The sequence below is a fragment of the Singulisphaera photorubra genome, assembly GCF_045290345.1.
Taxonomy (GTDB): domain Bacteria; phylum Planctomycetota; class Planctomycetia; order Isosphaerales; family Isosphaeraceae; genus Singulisphaera.
The window spans coordinates 2,947,719-2,971,513 of the sequence record NZ_CP155447.1; the positions used below are offsets into that span (position 1 = coordinate 2,947,719).

At 65.2% G+C, this 23,795-nt stretch carries 17 protein-coding genes; 13 read left to right on the forward strand and 4 right to left on the reverse strand.

Going from position 1 to position 23,795, the window contains the following annotated elements; translation table 11 throughout:
• Window positions 1-510 precede the first annotated feature (510 nt).
• The 11 genes from V5E97_RS11400 to V5E97_RS11450 all read left to right on the forward strand — a co-directional run bounded on the left by V5E97_RS11400 (window position 511) and on the right by V5E97_RS11450 (window position 7,904).
• Window positions 511-873 carry a DUF1257 domain-containing protein gene (locus V5E97_RS11400; protein ID WP_406699445.1) on the forward strand — a complete coding sequence of 121 codons (363 nt, stop codon included), beginning with the start codon at window positions 511-513 and terminating at the stop codon, window positions 871-873.
• Between the two features lie 89 nt (window positions 874-962).
• Window positions 963-1,157, forward strand: a complete 195-nt coding sequence (locus V5E97_RS11405) for a DUF2997 domain-containing protein (RefSeq protein ID WP_406699446.1) — start codon at window positions 963-965, stop codon at window positions 1,155-1,157.
• 68 nt (window positions 1,158-1,225) lie between these two features.
• Window positions 1,226-1,615 (forward strand): hypothetical protein, encoded by a 390-nt coding sequence (locus tag V5E97_RS11410; protein ID WP_406699447.1) that lies wholly within the window; start codon window positions 1,226-1,228, stop codon window positions 1,613-1,615.
• Window positions 1,616-1,675: 60 nt separating this feature from the next.
• Window positions 1,676-3,169, forward strand: a complete 1,494-nt coding sequence (locus V5E97_RS11415) for an AAA family ATPase (RefSeq protein ID WP_406699448.1) — start codon at window positions 1,676-1,678, stop codon at window positions 3,167-3,169.
• Window positions 3,170-3,285: 116 nt separating this feature from the next.
• A complete protein-coding gene (locus V5E97_RS11420) occupies window positions 3,286-4,254 on the forward strand; it encodes a hypothetical protein (protein WP_406701147.1) in 969 nt (322 codons plus the stop codon).
• Complete coding sequence (locus tag V5E97_RS11425) at window positions 4,254-4,499, forward strand: hypothetical protein (RefSeq protein WP_406699449.1); 246 nt, start codon at window positions 4,254-4,256, stop codon at window positions 4,497-4,499. The genes V5E97_RS11420 and V5E97_RS11425 overlap by 1 nt, the downstream gene beginning before the upstream one ends.
• A 147-nt stretch (window positions 4,500-4,646) precedes the next feature.
• Complete coding sequence (locus V5E97_RS11430; protein ID WP_406699450.1) at window positions 4,647-4,925, forward strand: hypothetical protein; 279 nt, start codon at window positions 4,647-4,649, stop codon at window positions 4,923-4,925.
• A 150-nt stretch (window positions 4,926-5,075) separates the two neighbouring features.
• Complete coding sequence (locus tag V5E97_RS11435) at window positions 5,076-6,641, forward strand: hypothetical protein (RefSeq protein ID WP_406699451.1); 1,566 nt, start codon at window positions 5,076-5,078, stop codon at window positions 6,639-6,641.
• Window positions 6,642-6,703: 62 nt separating this feature from the next.
• Window positions 6,704-6,856, forward strand: a complete 153-nt coding sequence (locus V5E97_RS11440) for a hypothetical protein (RefSeq protein ID WP_406699452.1) — start codon at window positions 6,704-6,706, stop codon at window positions 6,854-6,856.
• Window positions 6,850-7,266 carry a hypothetical protein gene (locus tag V5E97_RS11445; RefSeq protein WP_406699453.1) on the forward strand — a complete coding sequence of 139 codons (417 nt, stop codon included), beginning with the start codon at window positions 6,850-6,852 and terminating at the stop codon, window positions 7,264-7,266. Before V5E97_RS11440 ends, V5E97_RS11445 begins: the two co-directional genes overlap by 7 nt.
• Before the next feature lie 68 nt (window positions 7,267-7,334).
• Window positions 7,335-7,904, forward strand: a complete 570-nt coding sequence (locus tag V5E97_RS11450) for a hypothetical protein (protein ID WP_406699454.1) — start codon at window positions 7,335-7,337, stop codon at window positions 7,902-7,904.
• A gap of 1,148 nt (window positions 7,905-9,052) precedes the next feature.
• Here V5E97_RS11450 and V5E97_RS11455 read toward each other — a convergent pair.
• Complete coding sequence (locus V5E97_RS11455) at window positions 9,053-9,901, reverse strand: WD40 repeat domain-containing protein (RefSeq protein ID WP_406699455.1); 849 nt, start codon at window positions 9,899-9,901, stop codon at window positions 9,053-9,055.
• Between the two features lie 212 nt (window positions 9,902-10,113).
• Here V5E97_RS11455 and V5E97_RS11460 point away from each other — a divergent pair, with 212 nt between their 5' ends.
• Both V5E97_RS11460 and V5E97_RS11465 read left to right on the forward strand, forming a co-directional pair.
• A complete protein-coding gene (locus V5E97_RS11460; RefSeq protein WP_406699456.1) occupies window positions 10,114-10,398 on the forward strand; it encodes a transposase in 285 nt (94 codons plus the stop codon).
• Window positions 10,399-10,786: 388 nt separating this feature from the next.
• A complete protein-coding gene (locus V5E97_RS11465; protein ID WP_406699457.1) occupies window positions 10,787-14,788 on the forward strand; it encodes a P-loop domain-containing protein in 4,002 nt (1,333 codons plus the stop codon).
• Window positions 14,789-14,931: 143 nt separating this feature from the next.
• Here V5E97_RS11465 and V5E97_RS11470 read toward each other — a convergent pair whose 3' ends face one another.
• From V5E97_RS11470 to V5E97_RS11480, 3 genes are all read right to left on the reverse strand, one after another.
• Entirely contained in the window at window positions 14,932-15,324 is a 393-nt protein-coding gene (locus tag V5E97_RS11470) for a hypothetical protein (RefSeq protein ID WP_406699458.1), read from the reverse strand.
• 106 nt (window positions 15,325-15,430) lie between these two features.
• Window positions 15,431-20,302, reverse strand: a complete 4,872-nt coding sequence (locus tag V5E97_RS11475; protein ID WP_406699459.1) for a hypothetical protein — start codon at window positions 20,300-20,302, stop codon at window positions 15,431-15,433.
• A 232-nt stretch (window positions 20,303-20,534) separates the two neighbouring features.
• Window positions 20,535-23,600, reverse strand: coding sequence for an NACHT domain-containing protein (locus V5E97_RS11480; protein WP_406699460.1), 3,066 nt, complete (start codon window positions 23,598-23,600; stop codon window positions 20,535-20,537).
• Window positions 23,601-23,795: the final 195 nt, after the last annotated feature.

Sequence of the window (23,795 nt, forward strand, 5' to 3'; positions counted from 1 at the left end):
CGTCGTCCTTTTTTGGATGAATAACCCACTCGCACGAAGTCGCTTGCTTTGAGGATAGCTCATTTTGCAGACCGATGAGGCCGTAAGCAATGATGAGCTACAGGAATCTTCACCAACGCGTGCATCACTTTCACACTCACTGACACGGACAGCGGGCGACCTGCGAGTCGTTTGGGCCGAGGGACAGGGCCATGCTTTGCGGCAGCGGCGAGTGCAAAACCGTGCCCGTGTAAACCGAAACAATCTCAAAGGGTGTGCCCATGCGCTGGATCGGGTACAGGCCAGAGATCCCTCAAATCCCTTTTCAGCTCGATATCGGGTCGGCCTACTCCGACACACGACCCCGTTGCCTAAAGATCGAGCAAAAACGTGTCACAATAAGTTGATACGAATAGCCATTGGAGTGGTTCGCCAGGCGCAATGATTTTGTCGTCGAATGCCGGAAGAACCAATTCGGGTCTTCCACGATCCCAGCGTCCCCGGTTTAGACTTTTGAAAGGAGAATCGTCCATGAGTCACATCGTCACGATCGCCACGAGAGTCCAGGATCCCGTCGCCGTGCTCACCGCATGCCAGCGGCTGAACTTGCCCGAGCCGGTCCATGGCACCGCCACGCTTTTCAGCGGCGATGTCGCGGGCCTGCTCGTCCGGCTGCCCGACTGGGTCTACCCCGTCGTCGTGGATATCGCCACCGGTCAGCTCGCCTACGACAACTTTGAAGGTTCGTGGGGCGACCCGAAACAGCTCGATCGCTTCTTGCAAATCTACGCTGTGGAAAAGGCCAAGCTGGTGGCGAGAAAGCAGGGCTACTCGGTCAGCGAGCAGTCCCTCAACGACGGTAGCATCAGGCTCCAGATCATCGAGGCTCGCTGACTCCCCCGATGGCAAATTCCTCTACCGCAACTCAAGTCCGCCCCACTCAATCGAACTGACTCACGATCCTCGCCCAGGAGAAATCTCGCATGTCCCGGATCATCGAGGTCACGATCTCGCCACGCGGCGTGACGACCGTGCAGACCAAGGGCTACACCGGCGGTGACTGTCTCCAGGCCAGCAAGTTCCTGGAGCAGGCCCTCGGCGTCACCGCCACCGACCACAAGACCGCCGAGTTCTACCAGGGCCAGCCGGCGGAGCAGACACTTCCTCAGGCTCAGTAGGCGAATCGTGTGTCAATTCGCTCGTCTCGACCGCGAACGGCTCGTCCCCATCCTCAGGGAGTCCGACGATGCCCGATGCCGCCATCCCGCCCCCGACCCTGGCGCTGATCGAACTCATCGCCACGGCCATCCGCAACGAACTGGGCGTTGAGATCGACGCCTACCCCGGCCAGCGACAGCCCGAGCGGGCCGATCCCTTGAATCGGGGGTTCCGCGCGGTGGCCCGTGTGATCGTGCGCCATATCGTCGGTCCCGATGCCTCGCCCGATCTCGTTTCACTGACTTTGCTCCAGGCTACCCAGCGTCGGCTGACCTCGGAGGGCTGGGAGGAGCGTCAGGTCCGCTTCCTGATCGAACTGGAGTCGGGCTATCCCGATGACTGGTTGACGTTCTTGCTCTTGAGCTCCCGGCCCCAGATTGAACCCCTGCTTGATCCCGACGCTACCAACCCGAACTGATCGCCCGCCTGTCGTTCATCTCGCGATCACCCGATTCCCCCATCCACCCAGGAGACTCTCATGACGCTCAGCGAGCGTTTGCAGGAACTGGTACGCGCCGCGTTCAGCGGCATCTACGTCCAGTCGTTCGAGCACGACGACGCGATCGTCGAAATCGCTCGCCTCTGTCGCCAGGAAGTCTGGAGCCTGGCGACCTGGGACATCGACCGTGGACTGGCCCTGGCCGGCCAGAACGAGACAACCACCGCCGTCCCGGCGACCGACCCCCTGGCGGCGATCCGCGCCCTAGGCACCCTGGCCACGGCCGACGGAACGGCGATCCTCGTGCTCAGGAATTTCCATCGGTTCCTGAATTCGGTCGAGGTGGTCCAGGCCCTCGACTCGCAGATCAACGCCGGCAAGCAGAACCGGACGTTCGTCGTCATCCTCGCCCCGGTCGTCCAGATCCCAATCGAGCTGGAGCGGCAACTCGTCGTCGTCGAGCACGAGCTCCCCGACCGCGACCAGTTGCTCCGGATCGCCCGCGGCATCGCCACCGAGCCGGGCGAGCTGCCCGAGGGAGAGCAGCTAGAACGAACCCTCACGGCCGCCGCCGGTATGACCCGGATGGAGGCGGAGAATGCGCTCAGCCTGGCCCTGGTCCGGCACGGCCGGGTCGTTCCCGACGTGATCTGGGACATGAAGGTGCAGGGCCTCAAGAAGTCCGGCCTCCTGGAGATGCACCGTGGGACCGAGACGTTCCACGGCCTGGGCGGCCTGGAGCACATGAAGTCGTTCTGCCTGCGGGCGCTGCGGAGTCGATCGCGCAAGGCCGAGCCGCGGGGAATACTCATCCTGGGGGTTCCCGGAACGGGCAAGTCGGAATTCGCCAAGAGGCTGGGCAACGAGGTGGGGTTCCCCACGATCCTCGTCGACCTCGGGCACCTGAAGGGAAGCCTCGTCGGCGAGAGTGAACGAAGGACGCGTCAGGCCCTGCGTCAGCTCTCAGCCACGGCGCGGAACATCGCCTTCTTCGACGAGATCGAGAAGATGGCCTCGGGGGTCCAGTCCAGCGGCCAGTCCGACGGCGGCGTCTCCGCCGGCCAGTTCGGGAGTCTGTTGGGCCACATGTCCGATCATCCGGGCGAGTCGTTCTTCATCTTCACGGCCAACGACATCTCCAAGCTTCCCCCCGAGTTCACCAGGGCCGAACGCTTGGACGGGATCTTTTTCGTCGACCTCCCCGGTCCCCACGAGAAGAAAGCGATCTGGGAGATTTACATGCAAACCTTCGAGCTCGACCCCACCCAGCGGATGCCGCGAGACGACTCGTGGACGGGCGCCGAGATCAAGGCGTGTTGCCGGCTGGCGGCCCTGCTCGACGTCCCGCTGATCGAGGCAGCGACGAACATCGTCCCGGTCGCTGTCACGGCGGGCGAGTCGATCGAGCGGTTGCGGCAGTGGGCGTCGGGCCGCTGCCTCTGCGCCGATCGCCCGGGCCTGTTCACCCGCGGCGGCGACGTCGCGGGCAAGTCGGGCCGCAAGGTCAACCGGAGCGATCCGTCGGTCAACTGATCCACTTCTCAAGAACACGATCACCACGTAAGGGGCCGGTGGGGGAGAGCGATCTCCCTTGCCGGCCCCTTCGCGTTTCCCCGCGTTCACTTATTCACTCACTGGAGACCATGATGATGAGTACTGCGAGCTTGCTCGACCGGGCCGAGACCCAATCTCTCACCACGGCCAACACCCGGCTCCGGACCACGATGGCGGCCGTTCGCGTCTCGTTCGTCTGGTTCGGCGTCCAGAAGTCGCTCACGCCCCAGCAGAAGGCGCAGGCCGCCGAGAGCTTCGACGCCGAGGGCGCGTTCCTCTCGGCAACCAAGAAGTTGATCGACACCAAGCATCCCGCGTTCCGCGCCGTCACCGCGATCCGGGGCAAGATCGACCAGGTCTGGAAGGCGCAGAGCCTGCCGTTCCCCGAGCCGGGCGTGCGGCTGATCAAGCAGGACCAGCTCGAGCCCTTTGCCCGCCAGATCGACGACCTCCGGGTCGAGCTGACCGACGCCGTCGCCGAGCTGGACCGCCACTTCGACGAACTCAAGCAGGCGGCCCGGCAGCGGCTCGGCTCGCTCTACAACAACGACGACTACCCCTCAACCCTGGAGGGCCTCTTCGAGGTCGCCTACGACTTCCCGAGCGTCGAGCCTCCCGCTTACCTCGGGGCCCTCTCCCCGCAGCTCTACGAGCAGGAGCAGGCCCGCGTCTCGTCCCGGTTCGAGGAGGCGGTAAGGCTGGCCGAGGAGGCGTTCCTGACCGAGTTCGGCCGGCTCGTGGCCCACCTGAGCGAACGGCTCAGCGGCAGCAACGACGACGGCACGACCAAGGTGTTTCGCGACTCGGCGATCAGCAATCTGACAGAGTTTTTCCAGCGGTTCCAGCAACTCAACGTCCGCTCCAACGAGCAACTCGACGCGCTGGTGGCCGAGGCCCAGCAGATCGTACGTGGCGTCGGCCCGCAAGCGCTCAGGGACAGTGGCTCGCTCCGTCAGCGGGTCACCTCGGATCTGACGCGGGTCCAGTCGGCGCTGGACGACCTGCTGGTAGACCGACCGCGGCGACGGATCGTCCGCCGCGCCGCGCCGCGGGAGGCGTCGTGATGCAGCTCGTCGTCACGACGGCGGGCGAAGTTCGCTGTCTCTACACCGAGGTCATCGATCTGATGACCCTGGGACGGCCCGAGATCCGCCGCGCGAGCCATGTCGAACCCGACTCCGAAGGTCGCTGGCACGCCGACCTGCGTCCCGTGCACGGACCGGTGCTCGGCCCGTTCGAGCGACGAGGTGAGGCCCTCGAGGCGGAGCAGGCCTGGATCGAGGAAACCTGGCTCTGGCCCGGTTCCTGAACCCGTTCTCGGGCGCTTACCTCGCTCGTCCTCATCGCCGTGATTCGTCGTCACTCGTCTGCCAACCCACAAACCCCGCGCGTTGCGACCCGCGGGGCCCGAGGGGCTGCGCGGGCGCGACTCGCCTTCCGCTGGAAGGAACGTCCCATGACCCAGCGTCAGCTGGAGAGCGCCGTGGCCGAGGCCACCGGCGAGACTCTCGATCCCGTCCAGGATCTCGGCTTCAGCCTCGTCGCGACCGATCGCGACGACCTGGAACCCGAAGACCTCGTCCTGGCGGTCATCTGCCCGTCGTGTCGCCGCGCCGTCTCGTATCCCGGTCCGACTCGTGACGGTTCGGTCCCGCTGGCCGAATGCGTGCCCTGCGACCTCTACTTCGCGATCACGTTCACCGAGATCATCTCGACGACCCGAGGCCGTGACTGAACGACACGGCGGTCTTCGAATCAACCAATCGGGTCATCCCGGATACGAGTTCCGATGTGCGAGATCGGACACCGTGTCCGACGGCGGCTCGCGTCTTGATCCATTGACAACATTATCTAAGCCAGGCATCAACCGAGAGGGATTACGCTCATGATCACGATCACTCGCCGCCAGGCCCGTCGCCTGCGCGGAGTCTTTCGCCGCCATGTCCTGGGAATCACCCACCGCGGCTCGATTCCGCCCCTGGTACTTCGCGCCGAGGGGACGCAACTGCGGGCGCAATATCGCTACACCGCGCTCGCCATCGAGTCGACTCTGTCCCTGGCATCCGCCTCGGAGGAGACGCTCGCGCTGCCCCTCGACGCCCTCGCCGAGTTCGAGGGCCGCGACGACTCGGCCGTGGTTCTCGAGGCTCTGGCCGCCGACCGGATCGTCGTCCGCTGGACAGACCATGGCGTCCCGCAGACGCGGGAGTACGCCGTCCCGGCAGTCGACACCCTGAAACCGTTCCCCGTACCGCCCGCCGACTGGGCAACGCTTCCGGCCGGGATCCTCACGGCCCTGTCCGAGGCGTCCGACACAACATCGGAGGATGCCACCCGATACGCCCTGAACTGCATCCAGCTCCGTGGCGGCCCCGGCGAGGTCGCCGCCACCGATGGCCACCAGCTCCTGATCTGCGGTGGCTTCCGTTTCCCCTGGACCGAGAATCTCCTGGTTCGCGATTCGCTGCTCTTCTCCTGCCCGGGACTGCCCCACGACCAGTCGGTCCCGGTCAGCCGGACCGACACGCACGTTGTGCTCAGGGACGGCCCCTGGACGCTGTTCCTGGAGATCCAGACCGAGGGGCGATACCCGGAACTCGGCCACGTCATCCCCGATCCCACGGCGACTGCCACTTGCTTGCGACTCGATATCGAGGATGCCCGCTTCCTGGGCCGGGCGCTCGACCGGTTGCCCGGCGCCGCCGACGCGGAATCACCGGTCACGCTGGAACTGAACGGCAAGGTGGCGATCCGGGCCCAGGGAGCGGATCAGGCGCAGGCGACCGAGTTGGTGCTGGCTCGTTCCGGCTACACCGGCGCCCCGGTCCGGCTCAACACGAACCGGGAGCTCCTGAACCGGGCGTTGCAGCTCGGTTTCTCCGAGATCGCGATCATCGACGCCGGGTCGCCACTCGTCTGTCGCGACCACGATCTCGTCTTCTGCTGGCAGCCACTGGCGAAGGATTCGGCGATCGCGCCGAGCGACGACGCCATCCGGATCGAATCTACTCCCGCGATCATCCCGACGTCCGTCAGCGACGAAACGGAACCGCCTCTGCCTCCCATCGTCAATCGGACGTCCGTCAGCGACGAAGCGGCGCTGGCTCCGGGCGACGACGCCATCCGGATCGAATCCACCCCCATCATCAACCCGACGTCCGTCAGCGAGGACGTCCAACCTGAAGCGAAGATCACCATGAGTAAGACCGGAGCAACCACGAGGATTCACGAGCCAACCCGCGGCATCGCCGCGACCGGGAGTCAAGCACCTGCCGCCGGACTGGCAGCCCTGATCCAGGAGGCCGCGGCGTTGCACCAGACGCTCACGGACGCCCGGGCGCGGGCCGGCCGGCTGGTCGTCGCCCTGCGTCGGCATCGTCGCCACGAGCGGCTCGTGAATTCGACCCTGGCGTCGCTCCGGGTGCTCAAGCTCCAGGACGTCGCCTGTTAGGCGAGCAATCGATCGGTGTCCTGACCCATGAACCATCACGAACCACGAACCAGGAGATCCTCATGCCTCTGCGACTCAATGTCGGAGTCTCGAAGAAGCTCGGCTTGCCGGAATACTCCAGCGTCGGAGCGAGCTGCAATCTGGAGCTGGAGGTCGACCCGATGTTGATCCACAACGACCTCGATGGCCTGCACGAGCAGATCCCCCGATGTTGATCCACAACGACCTCGATGGCCTGCACGAGCAGATCCGCGGGGCGTTCATCACCGCCCACCAGGCGGTCAACGACGAGCTGGCCCGGCTCCAGGCCCCGGCCCTGACGTCACGGGCGTCTCCCGCTCCGGCGGTCAACGGCACGGGCCACCGCAACGGAACCGAGGCTCATCCCAACGGGCCCACGTCGAAGTCGAACGGAGCCTCGCCTCGGACCAATGGCGCCGGTGGCCGCCCCTCGAAGCCGGCGACGGCCAACCAGGTGCGCGCCATCGTCACGATCGCCCGGAGGCAGCACGCCGACCTGGAAGGCCTGCTCCGCGACGAGTACGGCGTCGCCCGGCCCGAGGACCTGTCCCTGGCCGATGCCAGCCGGTTCATCGACCAGCTCAAGGTCGCCGACGCGGTCTGATCGCGTACCACCCGTCGTCTGCATCGGAAGTCTGACCGACTCACTCATCAACCAAGAGGAGGGCCATCATGCCCGGACCGACGATCACCGAGAAAGCGTTCTGGAAAGAACGCATCGCTGCCCGGATCGGCAAGCGGATCGAAGCGATCCAGGCCCAGCACCCCGCGCTGTTCCAGCGGCTGAAACGGGAGGCGCACGACCAGGCGCTCCAGTCCCTCGGCCTGGCGGGTTTCTACGCCGAGCTGGCGGCGGTCCGTGCCGAGGAATGGACGCTGGAACGGCGCAAGAAAGCCGCGCAGCGTGCGATGCTGGCCGCACTCCGGGGGATGCCGATCGATGAGGTGCGGGACAACTATCCCGTTCACTACGGGAGCGAGCTGCCCTTGCCCCAGGAAGCGGCCGACGCCATTCGCACGCGCCAGGACGCCCATCAGAAGCGGCTCGAAGCCGACGACCCGATCGGCCGGGAGATCGCCATGTGGGAGCTCGAGCGCGAGACCCTCCTGGACAGGATCTGGCTAGCGACCTCGCCGTCCCAGATCAAGCAGTTGTGGACGGTCGTCGGCAACCTCCTGAGTGACCAGCCAACCGAGCTGGAACGCGAGGCGCTGGCCTTCGAGCCGATCGACGAGGGCTGACCTTCGACGTCGGCACCGGGGTCGCGACCGGCCGGATCCTGGACCGCTGTCCCCATCCTGTTGTCCGTCACCTGAGTTCCCAGCGTCAAACCTTCGGAGGATCCCATGGGCAACGCCCGCACCAAGTTGAACGTCTCGTATTTCAACGGCTCCTCTTCGTGGCGACCGTCCTCGGCCTGATCGCGCAGAGCTGGGTCATATTTATCGCAACTCTGGCGGTCACGCTTCTCTGTGGCATTTATGGCGGCGACATCCGGCCAGCGGCCGGGAGGCGCTGATCGGCGCTGATCCCGTCCGTGCTTTGCACCCTCACGGGTCGGAGCATGGGCGGGATCGCGACGCAAGTCTCAATCGCAACGACTCCACCAGGAGCCCACTTTTTCCTTTAGCTATTGGCGGGTCCATCACTTGGTGAGTTTACCCGGGGTCCCAAACGCCATCAGCCGTGGCTCGAGTACAATCCAGCGTCGCTCCGACCATGACGGAGAGGTTACAAAACCGGGTGAGGCGGACTCGCCGGGGGGTCAGGCCGATCTTTCGCTCACGACAGGAATGAGGAAGTCGGCAACCGTTCCCGGTGACGGGACGAGGAAGCGGCACCACCGAATGGCCGGGCCGGGTGGCCGGGAGTGAGATAGAAGACGCGCGAGTAGCCGGCCAGGACGGTGAACCGAAGGTGATATTGATTGTCCGTGGAAGGCACGGATTCGGCGGCACCGGCGTCAACTGGCGGGCCGGCGAAGCGGACTCGGCCGGGCGGGCGAGAACCACGAAAGAAGGCCACGAGCGACGGAGCGAAGGGATGAGGCCCGACCAGGGGAAAGGGTTTGGCAAATTTGCCAAACTTTCGATTGTCCCACGAATCTGGAAATGAGACTACCTGCTCGACTCTCACGATCGGGAGAAGAGAGGTGGGCAATATAGGCGTCGTGCTCTTCTGGCAGATAACGCACGGCGGTGACCTGATGGATCCGGCATGGGGGCGTCAAGTGTTGCCTGTGTTGCTCCGACCTTGGAATAGGGCAACATGACTAACTGTCCTGCCTGCAGAGTTTTTCGCGGACTCGATCACGCCCCAAGGTCGGAATTCGCTCCCGTGAGATCCCCGGCTACTTATCCGTTTGCTTGGGGGATGACATGTCCCACACCTAGATCGTCCCGTCGTCGGTCCCGGAGGTCAGCATCCTTCCGTCCGCCGTGAACCCCACGGCTCGGACTCGTCCTCGGTCGAGCTTGAGGGTGGCCCGCTCCCCGCCCGTGGCGACATCCCAGAGTTTCACCGTGTTATCCCAGCCACCCGAGGCCAACGTTTTGCCATCCGGCGTGAGGCCCACGGCCCCGACCGGCCCTTTATGAGCGTCGAGGGTGGTCTGCACCTTGCCGGTAGCCGTCCCCCAGACCTTGACGGCCCCGTCCCGACCGCCCGAGGCCAGGATCCTCCCGTCCGCCGCGATCGCCACGCAGAGGACCTGCCTCGTATGCCCCTTGAGGATCACTCGCTCCTTGGCTGTGGCCACATCCCACAATCGAACCGTCCGGTCCGCACTCTCCGAGGCCAGCATCCCGCCGTCGGCCGTCAAGGCCACGGCCAGCACGGCATCGTCGTGGCCCTCGAGTTTGGCCCGCTCCCTGCCCGTGGCGACGTCCCAGAGCTTGACCGTCCTGTCCCAGCTGCCCGAGGCCAGGGTCGTCCCGTCCGCCGCGATCGCCACGGAACTGACGTAGGATGTATGGCCCTTGAAAGTGGCCCGCTCCTTGCCAGTAGCTATGTCCCAGAGCTTGACTTCCCCCGACCCCTTGGAGCCTCCACTCCCCGCGGTGAGCGTCATGCCGTCCGCAGTGAACGCCAGGCCCCAGACGGTGTCGCCGGTCGGCCATCGGAGAGTGGCCCGCACCTCCGACCCTTCGGCCCAGGAGCAGCGATGGACCGAGGGACAGAGTGCCACCACTGCTGCGAACAGGGCCAACGTGGTGGGTGACGGAGTATGTCGTTTCATCGCACGAGTCTCCCGGACGCCGAAGGCGGAGGCCAGTACTGATCGAACGTCGAGTCTCTGTCACCACCGGACGATGATCCGATACGGCGAGGAATTCCCGGTGCCTCGCCGTACCGTCGGCTCGTGGAATAGGCCAGTTACCCCTAATTCCGCGTCAAGATCGTAGGCGTAGATTGCCGGCGGGGTGCGTAGTCGAGTGGCACACGGGCGAATTGTTCTCTCGCGTCGGCTTCGTGGTGACCGACCTGACGCGAAGCCCGAAGCGGGTGATCAAGTTCCACAACGGCCGGGGCACGGGCGAGCGCTGGATCAAAGAGTGGAAGAATGCGGTGAAGTGGAGGCGGCTGTCGTGTCGCCGGTTCAAGGTCAATCAGGCTCGACTGCAAGTGTTTGCCCTGGCCTACATTCCGGCCGACTTCCTGAGGCATTTGGCGCTACAGCGGTCGGCCCAGACCTGGAGCCTGACCACGCTTCGGGAGGAGCTGATCAAAAGTTAGGGCGAAGCTGATGCACCACGCCCGGGCGGTGATGTTCCACCTGGCGGAGGTGGCGGTGCCCCGGGGGCGTTGTTCGCGACCATCCTGGGGCGGATCGCTCGGCCACGAGCGGTGCCGAGCCCGAGATGAGCGTTCGCCGCGGGCGGGTGGGCGCGAGGTGCGGCCGAGGAAGACGGGGAGGGTCCGCCGCGAGGTAAGAGGGACATGTCGAGGATCGAACCATGCGGAGTTGGTCGGGGCGCTCGGCCAAGCACCCGGCCGCCGAACGCCCCGTTTTCTCCAATGATTCCATGGACACGGGCATTCGGCCCGAGTCCAATGAGTGTTCAGAAAGCCTGGGCAAGGGCTGGGACGGCGAGGTCGACGTTCATCTGGGAAATACCGGCTCATGTCCGAGATGACTTCCATCGAGCGTGCGGCCGTCCCGGCGTCCTCCGGCGTGGATGAGACATTCGTGGGCCGTGAATGGGTCTTCCAGGCGATTGACGGCTGGATCGCCAAACCCCAGGGTCCGCGGTTCTTCCTGCTGACCGGCGAGCCCGGCAGCGGCAAGTCGGCGATCGCCCATCAGCTGGTACAGGTCTCGCTAGGTTTGTTGCCGGCGCCGGAAGGGAGTGGCCTGAAGGAGGGCTGCCTCCTCGCCGTCCACTCCTGTTCCGGGACAGAAGCCCTCTCGACCGACGCCCGCAGCTTCGCGCGGTCGCTGTCTCTGCAACTGGCGCAGGCGGAGCCGCGGTTTGCGGCTGCGCTGGTCCGCTCGGGCGATCGCGCCATCAACCTGTCCGTTCAGCAAAACGTCCAGGTTGGCACCAACGTGATCGGCATGAAGATCCAGAACATGGATCTATCCGGCCTTTCGGCGACGCAGGCCTTCGCCGCGGCGGTGCTCGAGCCGTTGAAATCCATGGCGTTGGACGACAGTGGGCCGCTGCCTTCCTTGATGGTGTTGGTGGACGGGCTCGACGAGAGCCTGACCGCGCGTGACACGTCCATCCTCGATCTACTGAGCGCGGTCGCGGGCGCACCGCCGTCTTTGCGCTTCCTCGTTTGTAGCCGGCCGGAGTCGCGCATCCTTGCGGGTTTGCGGGACCGTACTGAACTCTCCCTTTCCGCCGGCGAAGGAGATCGGCACAGTCGTGAGGAGGTTGCCCGTTACGTGCGTCAGCGATTCGAGCGCGATGCGGGATTGAGCAAGCGGGTGCAGAGCGTCGACAAGGCGGTCAAGACGCTTGCCGAGAAGGCCGTCGGCAACTTCCTCTATCTAGTACTTCTGTTGGAAGACCTGGCGGCGGATCTGCTGTCATTCGATGCGCTCGACGACCTTCCTACAGGGCTCCAGGGGTACTATTACGACGGGCTGCAGCGGCGCGTGCACCGGGGAGGAGGAACCTGGTCCGCCGACTACGCCGCGGTCTTCGGGCCCCTCTCGGTCGCGCGCGAGCCCCTGGGCCGGACGCAGCTCCAGCACTTGAGCGCACGCCCGGGGTTGGCCGTCTGGGCCAGTCTCGAACTTTTCGGTTCCTTCTTCAAAGCTATCCCCCGGACTGCCATCGGGAATGAGGCAAGCTCCAAGCATCATGAGTTTGCATATGCGATCTTTCACCAATCGCTCCGTGACTTTCTCAGCCTTGAATACCTGGACCTGGGCAGTATGCCTGTCCTCAACCCCTTCTTTTTGGACCCGGTCGATTGCCACCGTGCGGTGGTGGGGTGTTATCGAACAGCTGACACCTGGGATCTCGTGGACTGGCCGCAGATGGACTCGTACGGCCTGCGACACTTGCCCCATCACGTGCTGGGCGCGGGCCTCACGGCTCAGGTTGTCCAGATCCTCTCCGGAGCCTTCCTCGCCGCGAAGGTGCATCGGTTCCATGACTATCGCGCGGTCCGCGTCGACCTGATGTTGGGGCTCAAGTGCGCCGAGAGGGCGGGCGACCTTGCAGCTTTGCTGCGGATGGCCCTCGTGCTCGCGGGCCTGCGCGTGCGGGTCGGGTCGGTCGACGCCCAAGGCCTGGCGCCGCTGTACGCGCTGGCGGGAGCCATCGACCGGGCCGTCGACCTAGCCGAGATAATCCAGACCGACTGGAGCCGGAACGTGACGCTGAGGTCGATCGTGGCCTCGTTGGCTCCAATCGACTCCGAGAAGGCCGAAGAGGTGGCCGAGCACGCCGACGCCCCCGAGAGCCAGGCGGAGTCGCTGAGCCTGGTCTTCAAGGCCAGGCTCCGGCGGGACGGCGCGCTCGCCTCCCATCAGGCCTTCCTTGAGAAAGTCCTGGCGATGATCCACTCGAGTTCGGACCTGTCCTGGCAAAGCCTCCTCCTGTGGGACCTGTCTAAGGAGCTGGGATCCCTGGCACCAGAGCGGGCAGAGGAGTTGCTCAAGCAGGCGCTGAAGCTGGCTCGCCAGGAGATGGATCCCCAGAGTCGTTACCTTGCGTTACGCCGGGTCGCGCAGTCTCTTGTTGACACCGAGGCCGGGGAAGCGTGCCGGGTCTATCACGAGGCCCTTAGCGCTCTGGAACAGATGGGCATGGACGAATGGCGTGCCGAGCAATTCGGGGAGACGGCCGGTGAGCTCGCCTGGCTGGACCACGAGGCAGCGATCGATCGCTCTCGTCAGAACCTTGACTACTTCTGCAGGGTCCTGGGGCTCGCGAGCGCCTCGGTACACGTGGCTCCGGACGATCCCTCCAGGGCGATCGAACTGATCCAGGAGGCCGAGTCCTGTGTCGACTTCATCGGCTTGGGCAAGGCCGAGGCGGATCACTGGAGTGCCGAGGCGACGAAGGTCCTCTTCACGTCGCGCCAGCGGATTGAGGACGTGTCGTCCGGCCGCCTCACGCCGGCGCATCCGCATCCGCAGCAGATCAGCCTGGAACTCCACGAACCAGCGAGCGCCCCGACCAAGGCCGATCCGGGATTCCGCCGGCAGATCCAGGCAGCGCTCTCCTCTGATCCCGGTTATCCCAAGCTGAACGAACTCGTGCAGCGCTGCGTCGCGGCCGGCGAGCGGGCCGCCGCGCTGGAACTGGTCAAGGCCGCCGTCCGCCGCTCGGCTCGAACCACGAAGGGTGACTGGATCGCGTCCGCCCATGGCGTCCTGACCGGAGAAATTGCCACATCGAGTTTGGCGCGAGCGCTGGAGCTCGCGGACAAGGGGCCGGGCCGGTCCACGGCGCGGGCAGCAATCATTGCGCGGCTCGCGAAGACGGACCTTGCGAAAGCCATCGATCTGTGGAAGCAGGCTGACTTAACGAATTCTCGAGACCGCGCAGACGCCCTAGCGGAACTCTTTGTGGCCGCCGCGGAGGCTGGCGAGATCGAGACGGTTTGCCGCCTTTTACCGGCCATCTTGACTGCACCGAAAAATGAGGTCTTATCGGGCGAGGAATGCACCAGTCCAGCTCAGGCGCTTGCTTTCCTGGCACGCTGGAAAGCCGAACTGAAGGACAAATACATCGCCTACATGGACCTCAAATGCAACACACTCTCCCGGGCCAGCGGCCTCCTTGCATCCTATGACCTCACGCTGGCGTCGGCTCTCTACGAGTGGGTCCTGGGTGAGCTGTGGGGTGAGCGGAAGCTCATCGGGACCGCCCTCGCACAGATCGGAGCGGTCGATTCCCAGCGCGGGAAGACGCTCCTGAATCGATCACTCCTTGCCATTGCCAAGGTCATGCACGGCGACCGCGAAGAGGGGCTGGCAGTGGTCGCGCGAGGCGGAGCCGAGTTCGCACCTCAGGATGTTCTTTCCCGCGCAGGATCATTCAAGTCCGGCTATAAGGCGTGGGCCTATGCCGCAGTGGCCAGGTTGCTTACCGGGAGCGATCCCACCAGAGCGGCAGCTTTGCGCGACGAGGCCATCGAGGACGCCCAGCGTGCCCCATACAAGTGGTTGCAGGCGGATGACCTATTGCTCATCGCCGAGGACTGCCTGGACTGGGACGTCGCCACCTCGCTCCGGTTGATCGACCAGGCCTTGGACATCTCTCACGCCCATCGCGGTCCTGTGTTGCTCGGAGAGGACTTGGCCGAGGCCAGCCGGATTCTGCTGCTTCTAGGGGACAATCGTCGCGCCAGCTCCCTGCTGCTGGAAGCCGCCGACTGTCTCAGGTCGCCCGGCGCCGACAGCTTTGAATTGGAAGCCATCGCCCGGGTTTGCCGATCCAGCAGTCCAGACCTGGCACGTACCGTGACGCCGCGCGTGGTCGAGGCCGTCACGGAACAGGCGAGCTATAGCCCTAGCCACTGTCCGATGCACGCATGGCTGGTCCTGATCATCCCCCTCTTCCTACTTGCCGCTGGCGCGGACAGCGTCGAACTTGCGGAGCAGTTGCTGGTAGAGATTGAGCGCGCGGAAGCGATCGCGGACCAGGTCATCCTAGGATAGGCCGCCAGGCAGGGCGACGACCGATCTCTCCCCTCCGCCGCGCGCAGGCGGAATGGACGCTGTTTCAGGCTGTACGGTTTGCGACGAACAAACAAGTTTCGCCGCAAAATTTATCGCTTGTTTCTTGAGAACAGAGTGTGACCTCAGATTATATCATCAACACTCGAAGCGACGGGAGATTCCGAAGGGGCAGGGTGCGGGACCCCGAGGCAGCTTGGCGGGGTCGGGAGGTCCAGAAGGGCCTCCTTGTCCAGTTCCGCCACAAGGGCGCCTGTCAGGAGCACGTCGAATCGGAGGCTTTTCTGCTTGCAGAAGTCCGTGACCTGCTGCCCGAGCTCGCTGGGCACATGGCACGCGAGCTCACGAGGATCGGATGTTCCGAGGCGGAGTGCGGCCTGCATCATCGCCATGCGCTCCTCTCGGGTACCGTCGAGTACCCGATTCATAGCCGCCTCAACGAGACGGCGGACCGCCGTTGCCCCCCCACGCTCCTCAACTTGTGAGACGATCGAACCGGGCAATTCCAATCGCACCATTGCTAGCCCCCGTTCAAGACCCAAGGTGTCAATCCGGGACATGTCCTTCCGAGGAACTTCGTTCGTATTCGATTGCGATTGAGAATACGCCGTAGCGATCCAGGGGTCAACCGCCCGAGGCCCCTCTCGCGAGGTCATCCCAACCGGCCCGGCGTCCGCCCGCGTAGTGCTTGAGGAAGCGGAGCCCACCCCCGGCCAGGGACACCACCAGGGTCCCATCTGGAAGGAAGTGGTGAATTTGTTGGATTCCCTCATCAGCGTGCCACACGATCGTCCCCTCGAATGTCGAGGAGAGAATTTGGACTTTCGATCCGAGAGAGATGGCCATAATCGGCCCCTCCTTCGGTGAATCACCCGGGGGTTCCGAGCAGAGAGTCTCCACTCCGGGCGGTTGCCATGGGGCACCTTCGAGCGTCAACGCGCGGGCAGATGCCCTGTACGGATCTAAGATGACGGGTTTTCCCAACACCGACCAGCCCAGCGACCTCCCATCCGGCAGGAGATAGCGATGGCCTTCCTGCCGACTCCCCAGCTTCGCCGATTGCAGGATCGGGTCCCTTTTCCAGGCGCCGGTCGCCTCTAGGTTATCGTATCCCGATGTGAGGAACCGACCAGACCGGAGATCCCACAGGCCCAACTCGCGGGCCCAAGACCAAAAGATGGTCCTTTCCGAAGATAAGCTACACCGGCCCGAGATGGCGAACGACCTAGCCTGTCCTCCGGTGATCTCGGAATCTCCGGCCCAGTAAGAGAGCCGATGTCCGGTCTCAGACCAGGAGAGGATCATACCGTTTGCTAAAGCGAGCACCTGATCGAAGCCATCCGGCGCCGCGGCGGCAGCGGCCAGGCCATCACCGGATTCCACATCCCACAAGCGGAGCATACCGTCATCGGCCCACGACACGAGCAATGGTCCCCCGAGTGGGATTACACCACGGACGGCCTTCGTATGGCCGGTTAGAGTGGTGAGGCACACTCCCGAACGGAGGTCCCATACGCGTAGCGCGCCATCGTCCGACCACGATACGACCCGGTCCTCGCCCAGGTAGAGAGCCCCGTCGACGGAGCCGCCATGCCCCTGGAGCGTGGATAAACAGGACCCCGAGGTGATGCTCCACAGGCGGAGCGTCCCATCCCAGGACCAGGACAGCAATCGATCTCCGGGGAGGAGGAGCACAGCTTCGACGGGTCGTTGATGGCCGAGCAGAGTGACGAGCTTCCGGTAGGGGCTGCCTTCGACGGATTTTGATCCAGGCGGCAGGAGCCCCCGGCCGGACGAATCGTCACACGCGTTCCCCGGCAGAATGGACCAGACGCAGAGGCTGCCGTCCCAGGACCAGGACAAGAGGCGTCCGCCGGGCAAGTCTCGTGCCCCCGTGACCCGCTCGGTGTGACCGGCCAGTGTCGCCAGACCCGCGCCGGAATCGGTGTCCCAGACGCGAAGGGTCTGGTCATCGGACCAGGTAACCAAGCGGCCATCGGGTAGGGGCAGTGCCCCGTTGACACTCCGGTTGTGCCCCTCCAGCGTGGCTTGGCACTTACCCGCGTCGAGATCCCACAGCTTGAGCACCCGGTCCCTGGACCAGGAGACCAGTCGATCACCGGGCAGCGGGAGGACTTCTTTCACCGGGCTCCGATGACCGTCCATGGTGCGGATGCAAGTCCCGGAATTGGAATCCCAGACCCGCAAGCGGTTGTCCTCGGACCAGGAGACCATACGGTTGCCGGGGAGCAGCCGGACCCCCTGTATCCGGGCAGCGGCACGGCTGGGCACATCCGGGGGGGCTTCAACGCCGAGGTCCCACAATCGAAAAGTTGGCTCGTAGCGCGACCAGGAAAGGAGCTGGCGCTCCGAGACAGGGGCCACTGAATCTATCGTTTCGAAGTGCCCCTCCAACACCATTTGGCAGCGTTGCGAGGAGATGTCCCACACACGCATGGTCCTGTCATCCGACCACGAGACGAGCCGGCCATCACTCAAGAGGAGCGCCCCGTTGACAGGGCCGACGTGCCCCTCGAACGTGCCCAGGCACGTGGGAGGAACCGTATCCTCCACGGAACTCGTCATGCTCTCCCAACTGCTTTGGGTGGATGGAAGATCCGTCTCCGCTACCCCCTGTTCTTTCAGCAGCTCGAGTATGGAAGACCACTCTGTATCCGCCAAGCCCGGGATGCCGTGGCCCTTGATCACTCTCAGCCGACCGGCAGAGTGGGTGGTGTCCCACAGCCTCAATGTATGGTCCTTCGACCAAGAAACCAGCCGACCGTCTGGGAGGTGGAGGGCACCGGTCACCGGGCGAGTGTGACCCTCGAGCTGCGCGACGCACTCCATCCAGGCGGGTGGGGGCATGGGGAGGGTTACCCACACGCGAAGGGCATAATCCAGGTCCCCCCAGGACACCAGCGCCCCGTCGTGTAGGAGCAGGCCTCCGTCGGTCCCTCCAAGATGGCGCTCTTTGAAGAATGAGTAGACTCGCCGGATCTCCCCGTCCAGAGTCAGCGTGGGTTGGAGGACAATCCGTTCATCTGCAGAGTACAAGATGCGCTGATCCGGGAGGAGCGTGGCGAACTTAATGCCCGTCTCCGGGGTGATTCGCCGCTGCTCCCCGGAGCGGATGTCCCAGACGACCGCCTTCTCTCCGTCCACGGCCAGTACACGATCATCGGCAAGAACCTCGACGCAACCGATCGTACCGGCACCCATATCGAAATGCGCGAGGCATGCCCCTCCCTCTCCGTCCCACAGGCGGAGCGTTGCGTCGTCAGACCATGAGAGGATCCGCGCACCGGATAGGATCCGGGCTCCCCTCACGGCGCTCTGATGACCACTCAGTGTGGCCAGACCCTCTCCGCGCCGTAGGCCCCACAAGCGGAGCGTCCCGTCGTCCGACCACGAGACTAGGCGCCGGTCTGACAGGGGCAGGCAACCCGTAACTGGCCCGGTATGCCCTTCTAGCCGGGCCAGGCACTTTCCAGAGTGGGCGTCCCAGACGTTCAGCGTCTCATCCCGGGAGAACGAAACGAGTCGGGTGTCGGACAAGACCTGAACACCGAGGATCGAGCTACGATGCCCCTCGAAGACCCGGGTGCAGCGGTTTGCACCCGACCGCTGCTCCTGCCTGGTACTTCGGAGCCAGGTCCAGTCACACCGCCCTTCGCCCAGCCATGCCTCCACGGCCCGAGTGACCACCCCCGCCTCCGGCGCCTCGGCAGCTAACTGCAGCAGGATCTGGTCCGGGCGCCAGTGATCATCTCCCCTGCGGAGGAGGTGGCCATTCCTGTGGAGGAAAGCCCCCCAACCGCGAAGCTCGGCGCTCCGATCGCGGGCCGGGGTCTGTAGGGACGCGTTGTAATCCGCGAGCAGGTCCTCGACCCAACCGGCCCGACACCTGGCCATGATAAATCCACAGTCCGCCAAGGCCGCGGCGAGTTCATCCCAGAGGGCCGCGCTAAGGAGGTGGGCCGGGATGTGTTGCAGCCCATAATCGTCGCACCGATCCCAGGCCACGTCGTGCCAGGACGCCGCCCGACCCCGGTAGTAGGCCGCCACCCGGCGATGCCATTTGGCCGGGTTTGCGTAGCTGTCGGGGTGACCCGACCGCGTCGTTGGGGACGTGAGGAACTCGGAGAACGTGCCGTGATACAGCCGGTAGCGCCCGCCCGCCTCGCTCAGGAATTGGCTGAGACGGCCAAGCGCCCCCCGCACGTAATCGTCATCGGTCTGGATGCCGCCGAGCCCCCTGATTTGATGGAGGGCCAGCGGCTCGCGCGCGACCGCCAAGATGCCCAGGATTGGGAGATAGAGCCCTTCCCAGGCCGGGAGATTGCCCGAGTCTGCGAAGGGAGCGTTTTCTGGGGGGGCCAATTCGACGAGTTCCCCGGCGACTTGGTCCCGGATCAGGCTCAGGAAGAAGGCGTACAAACCCTTGAGCCCGCTCGGCAAGTCTTTCAGTTGGAGGAGGCGATCGAGGGGCTGCCCTTTGCCCGGCCCCATCGCCTGCTCGATCCCCCGGAACAGGGCGGTCAAGTAGAGGAAGTTGCCATCCGCCTTCTCGGCCACGCGGGCCGCGAACGCCTCCGGGTCGAGGGCATGCTCGGTAAGGACCCGGCCCACGGGTGCCCGGGAAACTACGAGCATAGCGTAGCGCTGGAGGTCGGATTGGACCGCTTCGTCCCGGGGGTCGATCTCCACTTCTCGCAGCCACCTACCCTGACGCTTGCGGAAGGCGTCGAGCAGCGCCTCGTCAGGCCTCGCCGTCAGGACGAATCGGACGTTTGGGGGCAACTCCGGGCAGGAGGCCAACCAATCCAGGATGGTGTCGCGGCCGATGATGTATCGGAGCTCGTCTAGGGCGTCCAGCAGGATCACAATCCGGGCGGTCGGATCGTCCCGCCCGAGGACCCGGGCCGGATCCAGGAGAGCCAGGTGCTGCAGGTGGGACAACTCCAGAAGGCGCTCCTCAGTCACCATCCGCTTGACTGATAGGCCCTGGAGCTCCCCCGCGACGAGCGCCACGTCCTGCTCAACGCGGAGGGACGTCTGATAGAAGGGGGAGACCCGGAGGTCGTCCACCGTGATGCCGACGACCTTGCCACCGGGCCGGATCTCCCGGGCCTGCTGGGTCACGACGACTTCCAGCTTCTCCGGGCGGAACAGGTCGGGCCGGAGGCTCGCCAGTTGATGGCCGATGGCGAAGAGGAAGTCCGAGGCGTAGCCTCTGCTCAGGGGGTTCTGGCTGTCTCGGCGGATGAAGTAACGCGGCCGATCGGGACACCCATGGGCCAGCCAAGCCAGAAAGGCCGTCTTGCCGGCACCGGGAGCAGCGGTCAGGAGCACGAAGCGACACTCGGGATCGGCGATCGCCGCGTCGAGTTGGTCGGCCAGCCAGGGCCGACCGACAAATCGGTCATCGAGGTAGGAGCTGATCAGTTCGTCGTAGAACAGGCCAGGCATCGCCGAGTCGTGCCGGACTTCCATCGCAGATTCCCCCCTTGACACTCAGACGACCGGGGCCTGGCGTGTCGCCCCGGACACGGGGCCGCCCGCCAACTTCCCGGCCGCGCCCTGGAATTCATTCTTCGGATCGGGATCCCGGCGTTCGACCCCACCGTTCGGTTTTGACACCTTGTCGGGGGGCAGCCCTGTTGATCCTCACCCCATCGTCCGTAGCGGCGTCGTCGCCCATGCCCGTTCGAGGCCGATGCCCGACTCAACGGCGACCCCGCTTCGGGCGAGCCGCGGCTGTTCGGCGGGTGCCTCTCCCACCGCGGTGGGGGGCCTCCAGCCAATCTTGACACCATCGGAGGATGACGCCCCATTGGGTCGCCGACCACTGGGATGGACCGAGCCGGAGGAATCGGCCGAGAACCGTGTCCAGCGTGGTCCGATCCGCGAGAGCGAGCGGGACCAGCGCGGCGACGCTGCGGCCCTGGTCTTGGCCCCCCTCGCTCACCCAGCGGGCGCTGACTAGGTCGATGTATGCCATCCTGATGGCAAGGTCCACCATCGTCCCCGCACGCGTGGATACGGAGTCGAATCGAGTTGCAGGCTCGTCGAGCCAGCCGCGGTAGTCTCGGACCAGGTGCTCCCGTTCGGTTCTCAATTGGAAGTTCTGGATTTGGGGTGCGATGGTCGCGGCCCGATCGACGACCGTCCGTGCCCGCGCCGACTCGCCGAATTCCACCCACCGGCTCGCCAATGCCAGGAAGTGGAGGACGGAGAATCCGGCGAAACCGTGGTGGATCTCCGCAGCGGCCTCCAGGTCGGCGAAGGCGTTCGCTCGGTCACCTCGAGTGAACGCCAGTGCCGCCCGTCCGCTCAGGGCGCGGATCCGGGTGCCCCAGGGCCCCTGGTCCTCGGCGGCCGCTTCGAGGCGAGATCGGATGGCGCGGGCGCCCGGAGCCCGTGCCGGCGCGTCCGCCGAAAACAATGTCGGCACGTCGAACGTGAAGACGGCCCCCTCGCGATCGAAGGCAACCTGGAGTACCCGGCGGAGCAAATTGGCCGCCCAGTCCGACTCGGAGGACATCACGCCCACGGTCGCCAGGGCACTCAGGGCGACATCCCGGTAGAACGGATATGGATTGCCGACCACGACCTCCAGGCTCTTCTCGATTTCGGCGCGGCCCTCCGGGTATGGCGCGAGGCGGAGGAGGGCATCCCGTAACTCCCAGGCGACCCGCGCCATCACCTCCGCGTCGGCGAAATCCCTGTCGACGGAGGCCGCCTCCCGTTCGTAGACGGCAGGATCGTGCGGCGTGAGCACTCGCCGCAGGTTCGCCAGTGCCTCCGGCACCTCGTCGGGGCGGGCGGCAGGCACCCTGAGCCGATCCAGGACCCACCGACTTGACGGGGCGAGGCGATCGAACACCTCCTCAGCCCCAATTCCATCCGCACCGAGGGCCATCGCGGCCTGCCAGAGGAGTGCCGAACAAAGGATGTCGAAGTGCTGTTCGTCGTACCGGACCGCCTGTGGCCTCGAGAGTTCCGCGGCCCTTTCGGCACTCTCACGGTCGCCATCCCCGGCCGCTTGCCAGGCGAGATAACTGTGGAGGACCCGGTTCCAGCTCGACGCCGTCCCATAGTGCTCGGCACGCCGGAGGGCGGTCGAATAGTCCCTCCGACTCGCCGCCGCGAAGAGGCCCTGCGAGACGGCGCTGCCGCGCACCGTTTCAAAGTGCCCCCTGATGCATTCGAGCGCTACCACGACGTCGCCGTCGGCGAGCGATTGCTCCAGGGCGAGCCGAAGATCCGCGAGGGTGGCCGTCGAATCGCCGAGCGACTCAATTTGACTCGCACGGAACTTCGAGTCGAGAACGACTTCGTACATGGCCCGACTTCGCTCTCGTCGTTCTGCGGGGAGATCGGCGGCTTCGGCGGCCTGCTTCAAGTGTAGGACGAGCCGGCGCAGGCCGTAATGGTCGCAGGCCGACCAGTCGCGGGAGAACTGCTTCCGATAATGACTCCCGAGATGCCAGTGATGCGAGCCGGGTTCGACATAATACGGGTTCGGGTCACGGGGATCGCTCGACGTGAGGAATTCGACCATCGATCGGTGATACAGCCGGTGCCCGCCCCCGTCGTCGCGCACGTACTCGGTCACCTGACGCACCTCCAGCAGATGAGCAGTCAACTTAGCCCTGGTCCACCCCAGCCACTGGGGTAGGACCGTGTCAGGGGCGGCGGGTTCAGCAACGCACAGCAGCCCCAACAAGGGCTCGCACTCCTTCAACCAGCGGCGCGCACCGGAGACCCGCCCCCGGTCGGGAATCAGTCGATCGAGGTACGTCCGGTACAGGCCCGATAGGCCGCTCGGGAGACCGCCCAAACGATCGAAGCTTCGTGTACCGACCTCTACCTCGTCCAACAGGAAGCGGAGATAGAGGAAGTTCCCGTCGGCCGCTCGCAGCAGCTGGGCGAGAGGCGTCGAGGGGTCTGATCCGGGCGAGGCACACCAACTCTGCCATGCCGGATGATTCTCGATGTACGCCCGGATGTCCTGGTCGTTCTGATCGGCGACCGCCGGATCCGACAGGTCCTCCACGCGTGCCCCGGGGAAATGGTCCAGGACTCGGGCGTCATTCCGGCGGCAGGTCAGGAGGAACCGGACCCCGGTCGGGAAGTCCTCCGACCCAGCGATCAGGTCGACGATGGTCGGCCGGTTGTCCGCCAGCGCCTCATCCAACGCATCGACGAGGATGAAGACCCTCAGGCCCGGGTACTCCTCGCACAGCGCGGTCAACGGCCGGCGAACGGCCCGATCGTAGACCCGCTGGGGATCCTCGACCGGGATGATGAGGTTGCCGATCCGGACACCGGTGACGTTACCGTTCTCGACCGTCTGAACGTTGACAGTCGCGCTAATCGAGACCCCCTCCCGCCGGAGGATCGCCGCGTCATACTCGGGGTAGGCGCGTTGCAGTTGGCGCGCCAATTCCAGGGGGAAGTTCCCGGCCTCTACCGTGCTCATTTGAGTCCTGCCGACGCAGAAGTGGACCGCCCCCCAACGACTCCGCACCCCGTCGAGCCTCGCCCACGCCGTGAGGTCGTCCGGGACCGGGCCGGCGCCGGCGATCCACGCCGCGAGGGCAGTCTTCCCGAACCCGGGCTCGGCGGCGAGGATCAGGAAGCGGTCGCGACCCCGATCGGCCCAGTCTTCGATCAGCTTCAGGACCCAGTCCCGTCCGACGAAGCCCCCCGCCCGCTGGGCGATCCCGTCCCGGAGGGACGGACGTAGGGACGGCAGACTCTCGGCCCCTCTCAGTGTCGTCATCATGGACTCCTCGGGCCTGACGAGTCCTCGGGGCGCGACCGGCCGCCAGACCCGACCGCCGGCCTTCCGCATCGGCTAGAACGCTACTTCGACGGGCACATCACCGGAGGATGACGACCCACATGCCCTCAGGGTAGCGGCAATCGATCTAATAAACAAACAGCTATAAGAAAACACCAATAATACCGACGCGGCGCC